General features: G+C 70.9%; 11 protein-coding genes and 1 pseudogene. 3 read left to right on the forward strand and 9 right to left on the reverse strand.

Annotation, left to right across the window (positions count from 1 at the left end):
- Nucleotide 1: 1 nt before the first annotated feature.
- Nucleotides 2-1,681 carry an alkaline phosphatase D family protein gene (locus QQM72_RS22215; RefSeq protein ID WP_314222613.1) on the forward strand — a complete coding sequence of 560 codons (1,680 nt, stop codon included), beginning with the start codon at nucleotides 2-4 and terminating at the stop codon, nucleotides 1,679-1,681.
- Between the two features lie 24 nt (nucleotides 1,682-1,705).
- Here the strand turns inward: QQM72_RS22215 and QQM72_RS22220 are convergent, their stop codons facing one another.
- Entirely contained in the window at nucleotides 1,706-2,275 is a 570-nt protein-coding gene (locus tag QQM72_RS22220) for a dienelactone hydrolase family protein (RefSeq protein ID WP_307162811.1), read from the reverse strand.
- 98 nt (nucleotides 2,276-2,373) lie between these two features.
- Here QQM72_RS22220 and QQM72_RS22225 point away from each other — a divergent pair, with 98 nt between their 5' ends.
- Nucleotides 2,374-3,486, forward strand: coding sequence for a mechanosensitive ion channel family protein (locus QQM72_RS22225; protein ID WP_314222614.1), 1,113 nt, complete (start codon nucleotides 2,374-2,376; stop codon nucleotides 3,484-3,486).
- A 28-nt stretch (nucleotides 3,487-3,514) separates the two neighbouring features.
- On the opposite strand, the pseudogene QQM72_RS22230 reads toward QQM72_RS22225, so the two are convergent.
- The 6 genes and pseudogenes from QQM72_RS22230 to QQM72_RS22255 all read right to left on the reverse strand — a co-directional run.
- Nucleotides 3,515-3,663, reverse strand: a pseudogene (locus QQM72_RS22230) (oxidoreductase); the annotation flags it as partial.
- Nucleotides 3,664-3,763: 100 nt separating this feature from the next.
- Nucleotides 3,764-5,350 (reverse strand): Na+/H+ antiporter, encoded by a 1,587-nt coding sequence (locus QQM72_RS22235; RefSeq protein ID WP_314222615.1) that lies wholly within the window; start codon nucleotides 5,348-5,350, stop codon nucleotides 3,764-3,766.
- Nucleotides 5,351-5,416: 66 nt separating this feature from the next.
- Nucleotides 5,417-5,890 (reverse strand): GNAT family N-acetyltransferase, encoded by a 474-nt coding sequence (locus QQM72_RS22240; protein WP_314222616.1) that lies wholly within the window; start codon nucleotides 5,888-5,890, stop codon nucleotides 5,417-5,419.
- On the reverse strand, nucleotides 5,887-6,831 hold the full coding sequence (locus tag QQM72_RS22245; protein WP_020129920.1) for an RluA family pseudouridine synthase: 945 nt from the start codon (nucleotides 6,829-6,831) through the stop codon (nucleotides 5,887-5,889). The genes QQM72_RS22240 and QQM72_RS22245 overlap by 4 nt, the downstream gene beginning before the upstream one ends.
- A gap of 62 nt (nucleotides 6,832-6,893) precedes the next feature.
- A complete protein-coding gene (gene lspA, locus QQM72_RS22250; RefSeq protein WP_314222617.1) occupies nucleotides 6,894-7,490 on the reverse strand; it encodes a signal peptidase II in 597 nt (198 codons plus the stop codon).
- A 67-nt stretch (nucleotides 7,491-7,557) separates the two neighbouring features.
- Nucleotides 7,558-8,616 (reverse strand): TraR/DksA family transcriptional regulator, encoded by a 1,059-nt coding sequence (locus QQM72_RS22255; protein WP_314222618.1) that lies wholly within the window; start codon nucleotides 8,614-8,616, stop codon nucleotides 7,558-7,560.
- A 580-nt stretch (nucleotides 8,617-9,196) separates the two neighbouring features.
- Here QQM72_RS22255 and ileS point away from each other — a divergent pair.
- Nucleotides 9,197-12,364 carry an isoleucine--tRNA ligase gene (gene ileS / locus QQM72_RS22260; protein WP_314222619.1) on the forward strand — a complete coding sequence of 1,056 codons (3,168 nt, stop codon included), beginning with the start codon at nucleotides 9,197-9,199 and terminating at the stop codon, nucleotides 12,362-12,364.
- A gap of 197 nt (nucleotides 12,365-12,561) precedes the next feature.
- Here the strand turns inward: ileS and QQM72_RS22265 are convergent, their stop codons facing one another.
- Both QQM72_RS22265 and QQM72_RS22270 read right to left on the reverse strand, forming a co-directional pair.
- Complete coding sequence (locus QQM72_RS22265) at nucleotides 12,562-13,836, reverse strand: DivIVA domain-containing protein (protein ID WP_314222620.1); 1,275 nt, start codon at nucleotides 13,834-13,836, stop codon at nucleotides 12,562-12,564.
- A gap of 52 nt (nucleotides 13,837-13,888) precedes the next feature.
- Nucleotides 13,889-14,173, reverse strand: a complete 285-nt coding sequence (locus QQM72_RS22270) for a YggT family protein (RefSeq protein WP_020129925.1) — start codon at nucleotides 14,171-14,173, stop codon at nucleotides 13,889-13,891.
- Between the last annotated feature and the right edge of the window lie 24 nt (nucleotides 14,174-14,197).

The following is a 14,197-nucleotide window of genomic DNA, read 5'->3' on the forward strand; positions in this document are numbered from 1 at the left end:
CGTGACCAGTCGATACAGATCCTCCGAGAGCGCCGACGCCCCGTCAGAGCGCCCCAACTCGCTGTCGCCGCGCCGCCGTACGGCGCTCAAGGCCGTGGCCGCCACCGCCGTGCTGGCCGGCCCGCTCGCCGCCGCGCTGCCGGCCCGTGCCGCCGAGGCCCCCGTCTTCCTGCACGGCCTGGCCTCCGGCGACCCGCTGCCCGACGGTGTCCTGCTGTGGACCCGGGTGACACCCACCGCCGAGGCGATACCCGGCTCCGGGCTCGGTCCGGACACCGAGGTGAGCTGGGTCGTCGCCACGGACAGGGCACTGACGAACGTGGTCGCCAAGGGCTCCACCACCGCCTCCGCCGCGACCGACCACACCGTCAAGGCCGACATCCGCGGTCTCGCGCCCGCCACCGACTACTGGTTCCGCTTCTCGGCCGGCGGCACCGACTCCCCGGTGGCGCGCACCCGCACCGCGCCGGCGGCGGACGCCGCCGTGCCCGGCCTGCGCTTCGGTGTGGTCTCCTGCGCCAACTGGGAGGCCGGCTACTTCTCCTCTTACCGTCACCTCGCGGCCCGTGGCGACCTGGACGCCTGGCTGCATCTCGGGGACTACATCTACGAGTACGGCACCGGCGAGTACGGCACGCGCGGGACCGTCGTACGGCAGACGGCGCCCACCCACGAGATCCTCACCCTCGCCGACTACCGCACCCGGCACGGCAAGTACAAGACCGACCCGGACCTCCAGGCCCTGCACGCGAAGGCGCCGGTCGTCGCGATCTGGGACGACCACGAGTTCGCCAACGACACCTGGTCGGGTGGCGCCGAGAACCACACCGAGGGCACGGAGGGCGCCTGGCCAGCTCGTCAGGCGGCCGCCAAGCAGGCCTACTTCGAGTGGATGCCGGTCCGGCCGGCCATCGCCGGCACCACCTACCGCCGGCTGCGCTTCGGCAAGCTCGCCGATCTGTCCCTGCTGGACCTGCGGTCCTTCCGCTCGCAGCAGGCCGCCGTGGGCAACGGCACCGTCGACGACCCGGACCGCACGCTCACCGGCCGCGCCCAGCTCGACTGGCTGAAGGCCGGGCTGAAGTCCTCCGACACCACCTGGCGGCTGGTCGGCAACTCGGTGATGATCTCGCCGTTCGCGATCGGCTCGCTCTCCGCGGACCTGTTCAAACCGCTCGCCAAGCTGCTCGGCCTGCCCCAGGAGGGCATCGCCCTCAACACCGACCAGTGGGACGGCTACACCGACGACCGCCGTGAGCTCCTGGCCCACCTGCGCTCCAACGCCATCCGCAACACCGTCTTCCTGACCGGTGACATCCACATGGCGTGGGCCAACGACGTGCCGGTGGACGCCGGGACCTACCCGCTGTCGGCCTCGGCCGCCACGGAGTTCGTGGTCACCTCGGTGACCTCCGACAACCTCGACGACATCGTGAAGGTCCCGGAGGGCACACTCACCGCCATCGCCTCCCCGGTCATCCGGGCCGCCAACCGGCACGTCCACTTCGTGGACACCGACCGGCACGGCTACGGCGTCCTGGACATCACGGCCGAGCGCGCGCAGATGGACTACTACGTCCTGTCCGACCGCACCACCACCACGGCGACCTCCGCCTGGTCCCGCTCGTACCGCACGCGCACCGGCACCCAGAAGGTGGAGCGCACCTACGACCCGGTCTAGTCCCCTCCGGAGCCCCGGAAGCTTCTAGAGCGATTCGAGGAAGCCGAGCGCCACCCGCCAGGTGGCCTCGGCCGCCTCCTCGTCGTAGTCGGGCAGCTCGGGGTCGGTGTACAGGTGCCCGGCTCCCGCGTACCGGTAGACCTCCACGTCGGCACCCGCTCTGCCCATCTGGAGATACCAGGCGCTCAGCCAGTCGTCGGTCTCGAACTGGTCCGGCTCCGCGACATGCAGCTGCACCGGGAGGCCGTCCACCGAGACGTTCGGCGCGAGGTCCGAGGTGCCGTGCAGGAGGAGCAGGCCACGCGCCCGCGCGTCACCGAGGGCGAGGGTCTGGGCGATCGACGCGCCGAGCGAGAACCCGGCGTACACCAGCCCGCGCTCCGAGTAGGGCGCCGCCGCCAGGACGGCTCTCTTCAGCAGCTCGTCCTTGCCGATCTCCTCGTTGTACGCCATGCCCTCCTCGACCGTGTCGAACGTGCGCCCCTCGAAGAGGTCCGGCGTCCACACCTCGTGCCCGGCGGCGCGCAGCCGGTCCGCCGCGGCGCGCACCGCGGGCCGCGGACCGTAGGTCGAATGAAAGAGCATGATGTTCATGTGCCCATGGTGCCAGCCTGCACCGACAACGCCGTGCGTGCGCCTCCTCACAGAAACCGCATGTTCAAGGCCCCTCCGACCCGGTTACGTTCGAAGGCATGGAGAACCTGCTCCGCCCCGTGATCGTGGTCGGCGGCTCGGTCGTGCTGACAGTCCTCATCGGCTGGGCCACCGACCGCCTGCTGTCCAAGGCCGACCTGCGGCACCCCGAGACCCCGCTGTGGGGTCTGCTGCGCCGTGGCCGCATCCCTTATCAGCTCGTGCTGTGCGCGGCGCTGCTGAGAGGGTCGTACGACGCCGCGCAGTTGCTGGAGGACCATCGGACCGGTATCGGCCAGTTCCTCACCCTGGTGCTGATCGGCTCGGCGGCCTGGCTGGTGATCAGGATCGCGGCGGCGATCGTCGAGACGTCGTACTCGCGCTACGCGCGCGTGCACCGCGATCCGGCCCGGGTCCGGCGGGTGCGGACCCAGGTGTCGCTGATCATGCGGGTGGTGGCGGCCGTCGTCGGGGTGGTCGCGGCGGCCTCGATGCTGCTGACGTTCCCCGCCATGCGCGCGGCGGGCGCCTCCCTGCTGGCTTCCGCCGGGATCCTCGGCATCGTGGCCGGTGTGGCCGCCCAGTCGACGCTGAGCAACATGTTCGCCGGCTTCCAGATCGCCTTCGGCGACATGGTGCGCATCGGCGACACGGTCGTCGTGGACGGCGAGTGGGGCACGGTCGAGGAGATCACCCTGACCTTCCTGACCGTGCGGACCTGGGACGAGCGCCGGATCACGATGCCCGTGTCGTACTTCACCTCGAAGCCCTTCGAGAACTGGTCGCGCGGCACCCCGCAGATGACCGGCATCGTCTACTTCCACGTCGACCACGCGGCGCCGGTGGAGGCGATGCGCGAGAAGCTGCGCGACATCCTGCGCGAGTGCCCGGCCTGGGACGGCCGTGCCTGCGGGCTCGACGTCACCGACACCACGCCCAACACCATGCAGGTGCGGGCCCTGGTCACGGCGAAGGACGCCGACGACATCTGGACGGTACGGGTCCGGGTCCGCGAGGAGATGATCCGCTGGCTGTCCAAGGAGCACCCGTACGCGCTCCCGAGGGTCAACACGGCGGACGCCGCGCTGCCCCCGGGCCGCCTGCCCGGCCAGTCCACCTCGCCCGACGGCGCGGCCCGTCGCGTCCACGAGCCGCCGCGGGCGGGCCGCTGACCGTCAGTTCCCGCGCTCCGCACCCCCGTGTGAGCGCCCCGGCCACCCCGGCCTTCTCCACAGCACTTCCGCCCGCCGCCCGAGCAGCAGCACCCGGTCCCCGTCCGCGGCGAAGACCTGCGCCGCGGCGAGCCCGATTCCTGTGCCGCCTGTACTGATCACCACGTTGCGTGCCATGGTCCGAGCGTAACGAGCAGTACCGACAGGGGTCGTGGCGGTTTGCGCGACCGCCATGAACCGGGCCGTCGCGAAAGGAGGGCCGGCCGGCCCGGTCGCCTCACTTGAGGCTGCGCACGTCCAGATGCCGCAGCACCCGGTCCACGATCTCCGGATCGGCGCCCGGCTCGCTGCGCGCCGCGACCACCTCGTGCCGGGCCGCGCTGAGCATCTCCCCCTGGATCCGCCGCACCCGCTTCAGCCTTCGCACCCGCTGGTCGTGGCCCTCCCGCCGTTCGTCCTCCCCGACGTCGGGGCTGATCCGCAACCCGATGTCGAAGGCCCGCCGCAGCATCTGCTCGGACAGTTCCTCCGGCAGCTCCTCCTCGGCCTCGATCTCCCGCAGCCGCCGCTTCGCCGCCTTCGCGGCCCGCACCGCGAGCTCCTTCTCGAACTCCTTCTCGCGGTCGGTGTCCGACCGCACGTCGAGGCGCTTCACCAGCCACGGCAGGGTCAGTCCCTGAAGGACCAGCGTCGCCATGATCACGCCGAACGCGATGAAGATGATCTCGTCCCGGTCGGGGAAGGGCCCGCCGTCGTCGGTCGTCAGCGGCACGGCCAGCGCCAGCGCCACCGAGGCCACCCCGCGCATCCCGGCCCACCACATGACGAGGGTCTCCCGCCAGTTCGTCGGAATGTCCTCGAGGTGGTCCTGCCTTGCGTGCAGCCGTTGCGTCAGCCAGGTCGCCGGCAGCAGCCACAGCAGCCGTACGACGACCACGACGACCACGATCACCCCGGCCCAGCCCAGCATCTCCCCCCAGCGTCCGGACGCCGTCCGGATCGCGTTGTGCAGTTCCAGGCCGATCAGCCCGAACGCGACGCCCGTGACGAGGGTGTCGATGATGTCCCAGAAGGTGTGGCCGGCCAGCCGGGTCAGCACGTCGTCGGGGTCGGTGGCGTACTCGGCGAGGAACATGGCCGTGGTCAGGACGGCCAGCACCCCGGACCCGTGGAACTCCTCCGCCAGCACGTACGAGGCGTACGGCACCAGGAGCGTCAGCCCGATCTGCAACGTCGTGTCCCCGAGGACGTCCAGCAGTCTGTTCGCACCCCAGCCGAGCGCGACACCGACCGCCACCGCCACCACCGCGGACAGCACCAGGTCGAGCCCGGCCCGCCACGGCGAGAACGACCCGCTCACGGCCGCGGCGATCGCGACGTGGTAGAGCACGATGGCCGTCACGTCGTTGAACAGCCCCTCGCCCTCCAGGATGGACACCAGCCGGCGGGGCAGCCCGAGCTGTCCGGCCACCGCGGTGGCGGCCACCGGGTCGGGCGGCGCGACCAGGGCGCCCAGCGCCACGGCCGCGGCGATCGGCAGCCCCGGCACGATCGTGTGGGCCACGGCCGCCACGCACACCGTCGTGACGAACACCAGCGCCACGGCCAGCAGGAAGATGGGCCGCACGTTCGCCGCGAACTGCCGCCACGAGGTGCGCCGCACCGCCGCGTACAGGAGGGGAGGCAGCAGGAGGGGCAGGATCAGGTCCGGCGGGATGTCCACGTTGGGCACGAAGTCGAGCACCGCGAGGACGATCCCGAGCAGGGTCATGAGCACCGGCGCCGGCAACCCGAACCGGTCCCCGACCGGGACGCTCACCACGGCCCCGAGCAACAGGACGAACAACAGGGCCAGCTGGTCCACGGTCAGCGCTCCGGGTCTAGACGATCAAGAACATCCAGACCTCCAGCGTCGCACGAGCACCGTCCGCTACAGAGGACGCCGCATGGACCGGTGCGGAATCCCCGCCTCCATGTCCTGCGGCCCGTAGGCCGCGTACCCCAGCCGCTCGTAGAACCCCAGCGCCTGGGTCTGTGCGTGCAGGTCCACGGCCGCGAGCCCCCGCGCGCGTGCCGCATCCTCGATGGCCCGCACCAGCGCCGCCCCGACGCCCAGACCGCGCGCCTCCCGGGTCACGGCGAGCCGCCCCAGCGAGCCCACCGACAGGTCGCCGCCGGTCCGGTCGGCGACCGCCTCGCCGTACAGCAGCCGCCCGGTGCCGAGCGGCAGCCCGTCCTCCCTGACCGCCAGCACATGCACGGCGCCGGGGTCGTGCGCGTCGTACTCCAGGTCCTCGGGCACACCCTGCTCGCCGACGAAGACCTCCTTGCGCACCGCGAAGCACGCCTCCCGGTCGGCTGGGTCCTCGGCGACCCGCACCGTGTACCCGTGCGGGCCGCTCATCCGTAGGTCTCCTCGCGGACCTGCTCCAGGGCCTTGGCCAGGTCCTCGGGATAGTCGCTGGCGAACTCCGCCCACTGCCCGTCCCCGGGGTGCTCGAAGCCCAGCCGCACCGCGTGCAGCCACTGCCGGGTCAGGCCCAGCCGCTTGGACAGCGTGGGGTCGGCGCCGTACGTCAGGTCGCCGACGCAGGGGTGGCGGTGGGCGGCCATGTGGACGCGGATCTGGTGCGTACGGCCCGTCTCCAGCTTCACGTCCAGCAGGGAGGCCGCGCGGAAGGCCTCGATCAGGTCGTAGTGCGTGACGGACGGCTTGCCCTCGGCCGTGACCGCCCACTTGTAGTCGTGGTGCGGGTGCCGGCCGATGGGCGCGTCGATGGTGCCGCTGGTCGGGTCGGGGTGGCCCTGGACGAGCGTGTGGTAGCGCTTGTCGACCGTGCGCTCCTTGAACTGGCGCTTCAGCGACGTGTACGCGCGCTCCGACTTGGCGACCACCATCAGCCCCGAGGTGCCGACGTCGAGGCGGTGCACGATGCCCTGGCGCTCGGCGGCACCGGAGGTGGAGATGCGGTACCCGGCAGCGGCGAGCCCGCCGATGACGGTCGTCCCGCTCCAGCCGGGCGACGGGTGCGCGGCCACGCCGACCGGCTTGACGATCACGACCACGTCGTCGTCGTCGTGCACGATCTCCATGCCCTCGACCGGCTCGGCGACGATCTGCACCGGCGCCGGAGCCTGCGGCATCTCGACCTCCAGCCAGGCCCCGCCGATCACCCGCTCGGATTTGCCGACCACCGAGCCGTCGACCGTGACCTTCCCCGCCGCAGCCAGCTCGGCGGCCTTCGTACGGGAGAAGCCGAACATGCGGGAGATGGCGGCGTCTACGCGCTCGCCCTCCAGGCCGTCCGGCACGGGCAGGGTACGGGTCTCGGGAATCGTGCTCACCCGTCGAGTATGCCGGACGGCTCCGGTACCGCCGTACGGCCCTGTGGACAACCGCCGGGCGGTCAGTCCTTGTGGACGGTCCCGTCCGGGTCCAGGCCCTTGAAGGACAGCAGCACGATCAGGATGCCGCCGCAGACGATCGCCGAGTCCGCGAGGTTGAAGACCGCGAAGTGCTTCGGGGCGATGAAGTCCACGACCGCGCCCTCGAAGACGCCCGGCGCACGGAAGATCCGGTCGGTGAGGTTGCCCAGCGCGCCGCCCAGCAGCAGCCCCAGGGCGATCGCCCAGGGCAGGCTGTAGAGCTTGCGGGCGAGCCGGGCGATCACCACGATCACGGCCGTCGCGATCACCGTGAAGATGATGGTGAAGGCCTCCCCGAAGCCGAAGGCCGCGCCCGCGTTGCGGATGGCCTCGAACTTCAGCCAGTCCCCGATGATCTCGATCGGCGCGTGGTGCTCCAGCTTGGCGACCACGAGCATCTTGCTCACCAGGTCGATCACGTACGCGACCGAGGCGACGGTGAAGAGCACGGCGATCCGGCGCTTGCCCCTGGGCCGCGCCTCGGTGCTCTCCTGCCCGTCCGGGCCGGACGACTGCTCCGGCTCGGATCCCGCCTCTGGGATGTCCGGCGTACCGATGACGCGCTCCGCCTCTGCCACGTGAGTCCCTCAACCTAGGTACCTGACTGAGGACGAGGGTACGGCACACCCCCCGACCGCCAGGTGATCAGTACCGACGCTCCTGCTTCTGCTTGCACTCGACGCACAGTGTGGCCCTCGGGAAGGCCTGCATCCGGGCCTTGCCGATGGCCTGGCCGCAGTTCTCGCACAGGCCGTACGTGCCGGCGTCCAGCCGTTCCAGGGCGTGCTCGGTCTGGACCAGCATCTCGCGCGCGTTGGCGGCCAGCGCCAGTTCGTGTTCCCGCGTGATGTTCTTCGTCCCGGTGTCCGCCTGGTCGTCGCCCGCGCCGTCCCCCGAGTCCCGCATCAGCCCCGTCAGGGCCGCCTCGGACGCGGCGAGCTCCGCCCGTAGCCGCCCCTGCTCGGACTGGAGCTCCGCACGGGCCTCCTCGACCTCCTGCGGCGTCCACGGCTCCTCGCCGGGGCGCACCGCGAGCTCGCCGGGCTCCACCGCCGCTAGGCGCGCCTTGGGAACAGCGGTCTTCGCCGCCGTGGCCGTACCCGGAGTCTTCTTCGCAACCACAGTCGTGGCTCCCGTCTGCTCCGCGGCCGAGGCCGCGCCCACCTTCTTGGCCGTGCTCTTCCTGCCCGCACTCGTCCCGGTCACGCCTTCGGCGCCGGCGATCTTCTCGACCGCCGCCTTCTCGGCGGTGACCTTCTTGGTGGCCGCCTTCTGGGCAGCCGACTTCTTCGCGGTCGCCGTCTGCGCCGCGGCCGCCTTCTTGGCCGCGGTCTTCCTGGCAACCGTCTTCTTGGCGGTCGGCTTCCTGGTGGCTGCCTTCGTGGCGACCACCGCCTGCGTGGCCGCCTTCTTCACCGCTCTCTTCGCGGCGCTCTTCTTCGCGGCGGGCGCCTTCCCGGCATGTCCGCCCCTCTCGACCGGCTCCGCCGCCTCGGCCGCCGCCGCTCGCTCCTCCTCAGGTCTTGGGGCCACTGCCTTCTTGGCAGCCGCCTTCCTCGCCGCGGCCTTCTTCGGCGCTCCGGCGGTCGCGGACCGCACCGTCTTCACGGCCCTGGAGTCCTTGGCCGCACCGCCGGAGGCACCGGAGGCACTCGTGGAGCTGCCGGACGCCGACTGCTGTACGGCGGTCTTCTTCGCCACCATGGCCGCGGCCCCTTCACATATTGTGATCTTGCACGCGAATCGTGCTGGGACGATAAATCGACTCGAAGCCCGCGGCAACGGGGCGCACCGCTCGATTCGCCCGCCTCGCGGCAAGCCTGCATCCGTTGTGCCCAGCTCCCCGCCCGGTAATCCGCCGAGCCGGGCATCCCGGAATCCGAACGCACGGACCATTACAGACAGCCACCATTCGGGTCATTCCGCACCCGGTCGTCGGCCGGGTCCCGCGCCCCCGAAAACCCGTCGGCCGCTGTTGTCGGGGAGCCGTACACTGGGCGGAGCGAAAAGTGTGGATGGGGACGAGTAGCGGCGTACGCAGCCCAGAGCGACCCGGGGACGGTGGAAGCCCGGGGGCGAGCGCGACGCGAAGATCACCCCGGAGCCGCCGGAAGAAAGCCGCAGCCGTCAGGCGAGGGCCAGTAGAACCGGCATCGCGACCCCAATGAGGGGGCTCACCGGCGCGCAGAGCGCACCGGAGGGCCAAGGAGGGTGGTACCGCGGGAGCGCGCCGCACACGGCGCAGACAGACAAGTCGGCTCTCGTCCCTCCGACGGAAGGCAGTATGTCCGCCGGAGGAAGCTCGTTGAATACGCAGCCGCAGTACCGCCAAGTGCCCGCCCAGGTCGACCTGCCCGCCCTCGAGCACGCGGTGCTCGAGTTCTGGCGCGAGCAGAAGATCTTCGCCAAGAGCCTGGAGCAGTCCGAGGGCCGCCCCGAGTGGGTGTTCTACGAGGGCCCGCCCACCGCCAACGGAATGCCGGGCGCCCACCACATCGAGGCGCGCGTCTTCAAGGACGTCTTCCCCCGCTTCCGCACCATGCGCGGCTACCACGTGGCCCGCAAGGCCGGCTGGGACTGTCACGGCCTCCCGGTGGAGCTGGCGGTCGAGAAGGAGCTGGGCTTCTCCGGCAAGCAGGACATCGAGGCGTACGGCATCGCCGCCTTCAACGACAAGTGCCGCGAGTCCGTGCTCCGCCACACCGACGCCTTCTCCGAGCTGACGACCCGCATGGGCTACTGGGTCGACCTCGACGACGCCTACGTCACGATGGACCCCGAGTACATCGAGTCGGTCTGGTGGTCGCTGAAGGAGATCTTCAACAAGGGCCTGCTGGTCCAGGACCACCGCGTCGCCCCCTGGTGCCCCCGCTGCGGCACGGGTCTGTCCGACCACGAGCTGGCCCAGGGCTACGAGACGGTCGTCGACCCCTCCGTGTACGTCCGTTTCCCGCTCACCTCCGGTCCGCTCGCCGGCGAGGCCGCCCTCCTGGTGTGGACGACGACCCCCTGGACGCTGGTCTCCAACACGGCCGTGGCCGCGCACCCCGAGGTCGCCTACGTCGTGGCGACCAACGGCGAGGAGAAGCTCGTCGTCGCCGAGCCGCTGGTGGCCAAGGCGCTCGGCGAGGGCTGGGAGACCACCGGCCAGACCTTCACCGGCGCCGAAATGGAGCGCTGGACCTATCAACGTCCGTTCGAGCTCGTGGAGTTCCCGGAACCCGCCCACTACGTGGTGAACGCCGAGTACGTCACCACCGAGGACGGCACCGGTCTGGTCCACCAGTCCCCCGCCTTCGGTGAGGACGACCTCAAGGTCTGCCGCTCCTACGGCCTGCCGGTCGTCAACCCGGTACGCCCGGACGGCACCTTCGAGGAGTCCGTCCCGATGGTGGGCGGCGTCTTCTTCAAGAAGGCGGACGAAAAGCTCACCGAGGACCTCCAGCAGCGCGGCCTGCTCTTCAGGCACATCCCGTACGAGCACAGCTACCCGCACTGCTGGCGCTGCCACACCGCGCTCCTCTACTACGCGCAGCCGTCCTGGTACATCCGCACCACGGCCGTCAAGGACCGCCTCCTCCAGGAGAACGAGAAGACCAACTGGTTCCCCGACACGGTCAAGCACGGCCGGTACGGCGACTGGCTGAACAACAACATCGACTGGGCGCTCTCCCGCAACCGCTACTGGGGCACCCCGCTGCCGATCTGGCGCTGCGAGGACGACCACCTCACCGTCGCCGGCTCCCGCGCGGAGCTCACCGAGCTGACCGGCACCGACCAGTCCGAGCTGGACCCGCACCGCCCGTACATCGACGCGGTCACCTTCGCCTGCCCCCACGACGACTGCGGGCGGACGGCCACGCGCGTGCCGGAGGTCATCGACGCCTGGTACGACTCGGGTTCGATGCCGTTCGCGCAGTGGGGCTACCCGTACAAGAACAAGGACCTCTTCGAGTCCCGCTACCCGGCGCAGTTCATCAGCGAGGCCATCGACCAGACCCGCGGCTGGTTCTACACGCTGATGGCCGTCGGCACGCTGGTCTTCGACAAGTCGTCGTACGAGAACGTCGTCTGCCTCGGCCACATCCTCGCCGAGGACGGCCGCAAGATGTCCAAGCACCTGGGCAACATCCTCCAGCCGATCCCGCTGATGGACCAGCACGGCGCCGACGCGGTCCGCTGGTTCATGGCGGCCGGCGGCTCCCCGTGGGCGGCCCGCCGCGTGGGCCACAACACCATCCAGGAGGTCGTCCGCAAGACGCTCCTGACGTACTGGAACACCGTCGCCTTCCAGGCCCTGTACGCCCGTACGTCCGGCTGGGCGCCGAGCGAGGCCGACCCGGCCCCGGCCGACCGCCCGGTCCTGGACCGCTGGCTGCTGTCCGAACTCCACGCGCTCACCGACCAGGTGACGCAGGCTCTGGAGGCGTACGACACCCAGCGCGCCGGCAAGCTGCTCTCCGCGTTCGTCGACGACCTGTCCAACTGGTACGTCCGCCGCAGCCGTCGCCGCTTCTGGCAGGGCGACAAGGCCGCGCTGCGCACCCTGCACGAGGTCGTCGAGACGGTCACCAAGCTGATGGCCCCGCTGACCCCGTTCATCACCGAGCGCGTCTGGCAGGACCTCGTCGTGCCGGTCACCCCGGGCGCCCCGGACTCCGTCCACCTGGCCGCCTGGCCGGAGGCCGACCTCGCCGCGATCGACCCGGAGCTGTCGAAGCAGATGGTCCTGGTCCGCCGCCTGGTGGAGCTGGGCCGCGCCACCCGCGCGGAGTCGGGCGTGAAGACCCGCCAGCCCCTGAAGCGCGCCCTGATCGCCGCGAGCGGCTTCGGCTCCCTCGACCCCGAGCTGCACGGGCAGATCACGGAGGAGCTCAACGTCGAGTCGCTGGCGTCCCTCTCCGAGGTCGGCGGCAGTCTGGTCGACACGACCGCCAAGGCCAACTTCCGGGCCCTGGGCAAGCGGTTCGGCAAGCGCGTCCAGGACGTGGCCAAGGCCGTCGCCAATGCCGACGCCGCCGCGCTCTCCCTCGCCCTGCGCGAGGGCACGGCCTCGGTGGAGGTCGACGGCGAGACGATCACCCTGGCCCCAGACGAGGTCATCATCACGGAGACCCCGCGCGAAGGCTGGTCGGTCGCCTCCGACTCCGGCGCGACGGTCGCCCTCGACCTGGAGATCACCGAGGAGCTGCGCCGCGCGGGCCTGGCACGGGACGCGATCAGGCTGATCCAGGAGGCCCGCAAGAACAGCGGCCTCGACGTCGCCGACCGCATCGCGCTGCGCTGGACCGCGACCGACCCGGCGACCGCCGACGCGCTGTCCGGCCACGCCGGCCTCATCGCCGACGAGGTCCTCGCCACGGACTTCGCCCAGGGTGAGGCGGACGACACCTACGGCGCCCCGTTCACGGACGAGGGCCTGACGCTGACGTTCCGTCTGCGCAAGGCGTAAGGCACCTCCGCGAGGGCCCGGCTCCCCCGGTGGGGGCCGGGCCCCGCGCATGTCCGGCGTGCGGACTCCCGGCGGCCTCACGGGGGAAATCGCGCGCATGATCGCCGTCAACACGCGTAAAAAGGGCGGGACCCCGGATGGTGATCCGGGGTCCCGCCCTTTGAACGCTGCCGACGCCTAAGGCGTACTACAGGCCGTCAGTTGTCGTCCTCGTCGATGAGGAAGCCACGCATCGGCGAGGGAGCCTGGCCCATGGGCGACGGGCCCTGCGGCCGCACCGGCGCCATCGGCTGGGTCATCGCCGGGGACATCTGCTGCTGCCCGCCGTAGGACGGAGCGGCCGGGCTGGGAGCACCCATGCCCGGGTTGCCGCCGTAGGACGGAGCACCGGCGCCGGCCGGAGCCATGGAAGGCGCCGGGGACGGCGGCAGCGATGCCGTGGCCGGAGTCCGCGGCGGAGCGAGCGAGTCGTCGGCCTGGGTCTCCAGCTGACGCAGCTGGGACTCGAGGTAGGACTTCAGACGCGTGCGGTACTCGCGCTCGAAGCCACGCAGGTCCTCGACCTTGCGCTCCAGCGTGGCGCGGGCGGACTCCAGGGAGCCCATCGCGACGCGGTGCTTCTCCTGCGCGTCCCGCTCCAGGGCGTCGGCCTTGGCACGGGCGTCCCGCTCGAGACCCTCGGCACGCGAACGCGCCTCACCGACGATCTTGTTGGCCTCGGAACGGGCCTCGGCGATCGCCTGGTCGGCGGTCTGCTGGGCCAGCGAGAGGACACGGGCGGCGCTGTCGCCACCGGGGCCCTGACCGGGGCCGCCCATCGGACCGCCCATCGGGCCACCCATCTGCTGCTGCATGGGGTTCTGACCCATCGGACCCTGACCCATGGGGCCCTGACCCATCGGACCCTGACCCATCGGACCCTGACCCATGGGGCCCTGGCCCATCTGCTGCTGCATGGGGTTCTGACCCATCGGACCCTGGCCCATCGGACCCTGGCCCTGCGGACCACCCTGACCACCGCCAGGACCGGCGGGCAACTGCGGCGCACCGCTGGGCAGCTGGGGCGGGCCACCCATGGGGCCACCCATCTGCTGCTGCGGCGGGCCCGATATGCCGGCGGGCACCGGGGCGCCGGGGCCTCGCATGCCCTGCTGCGGCATGCCCTGCGGAGGCATCCCCTGCTGGGGCATGCCCTGCTGCTGCATACCGCCCTGCTGCATGCCGCCTTGCTGGGGCATGCCACCCTGCTGCTGGTCCTGTTCGGGCGGCTTGCGCATGTTCTGCTGGTTCTGGGCAGCAGCGCGCGTGGCCGCGGCCAGCTTGGCCCGCAGGTCCTCGTTCTCACGAAGCAGGCGGGTCAGTTCGGCTTCGACCTCATCGAGGAAGGCATCGACCTCGTCCTCGTCATAGCCTTCTCGGAGGCGGACGGTCGTGAACTGCTTGTTCCGCACGTCCTCGGGGGTCAACGGCATCTCTTCACCTCAACGTAGTCTTCGGCATCGGCAAGACGGTAGTTCACATCGCTCACAGCCGACTCACGATCGAGATCAGGATGTAGACGATGATCATCAGTACGAAGAAGGACAGGTCGAGCGCCACGCCCCCGAGACGCAACGGCGGGATGACCCGCCGCAGAAGCTTGAGCGGTGGATCGGTGACAGTGTAGGTGGCCTCCAGAACGACCACCATCGCCTTGCCGGGCTGCCATGAGCGGGCGAACTGGAAGACGTAGTCCATGACCAACCGGAAGATGAGCACGATGAGGAAGACCATCAGCGCGATGTAGACGACATCCAGGACCACGCTCATGTTCGGTGCTTCCCTCTCCCCTGT

Source organism: Streptomyces zaehneri (assembly GCF_032248645.1).
Classification (GTDB): domain Bacteria; phylum Actinomycetota; class Actinomycetes; order Streptomycetales; family Streptomycetaceae; genus Streptomyces; species Streptomyces coriariae.

Excerpts from the sequence above, each read along its gene's own strand:
- QQM72_RS22240 (WP_314222616.1), bottom strand. The coding sequence starts at position 5,890 with ATGAGCGGCCCGCACGGGTACACGGTGCGGGTCGCCGAGGACCCAGCC.
- ileS (WP_314222619.1), top strand. The coding sequence starts at position 9,197 with ATGTCCGCCGGAGGAAGCTCGTTGAATACGCAGCCGCAGTACCGCCAA.
- QQM72_RS22265 (WP_314222620.1), bottom strand. The coding sequence starts at position 13,836 with ATGCCGTTGACCCCCGAGGACGTGCGGAACAAGCAGTTCACGACCGTC.
- QQM72_RS22255 (WP_314222618.1), bottom strand. The coding sequence starts at position 8,616 with ATGGTGGCGAAGAAGACCGCCGTACAGCAGTCGGCGTCCGGCAGCTCC.
- QQM72_RS22225 (WP_314222614.1), top strand. The coding sequence starts at position 2,374 with ATGGAGAACCTGCTCCGCCCCGTGATCGTGGTCGGCGGCTCGGTCGTG.
- QQM72_RS22270 (WP_020129925.1), bottom strand. The coding sequence starts at position 14,173 with ATGAGCGTGGTCCTGGATGTCGTCTACATCGCGCTGATGGTCTTCCTC.
- QQM72_RS22220 (WP_307162811.1), bottom strand. The coding sequence starts at position 2,275 with ATGAACATCATGCTCTTTCATTCGACCTACGGTCCGCGGCCCGCGGTG.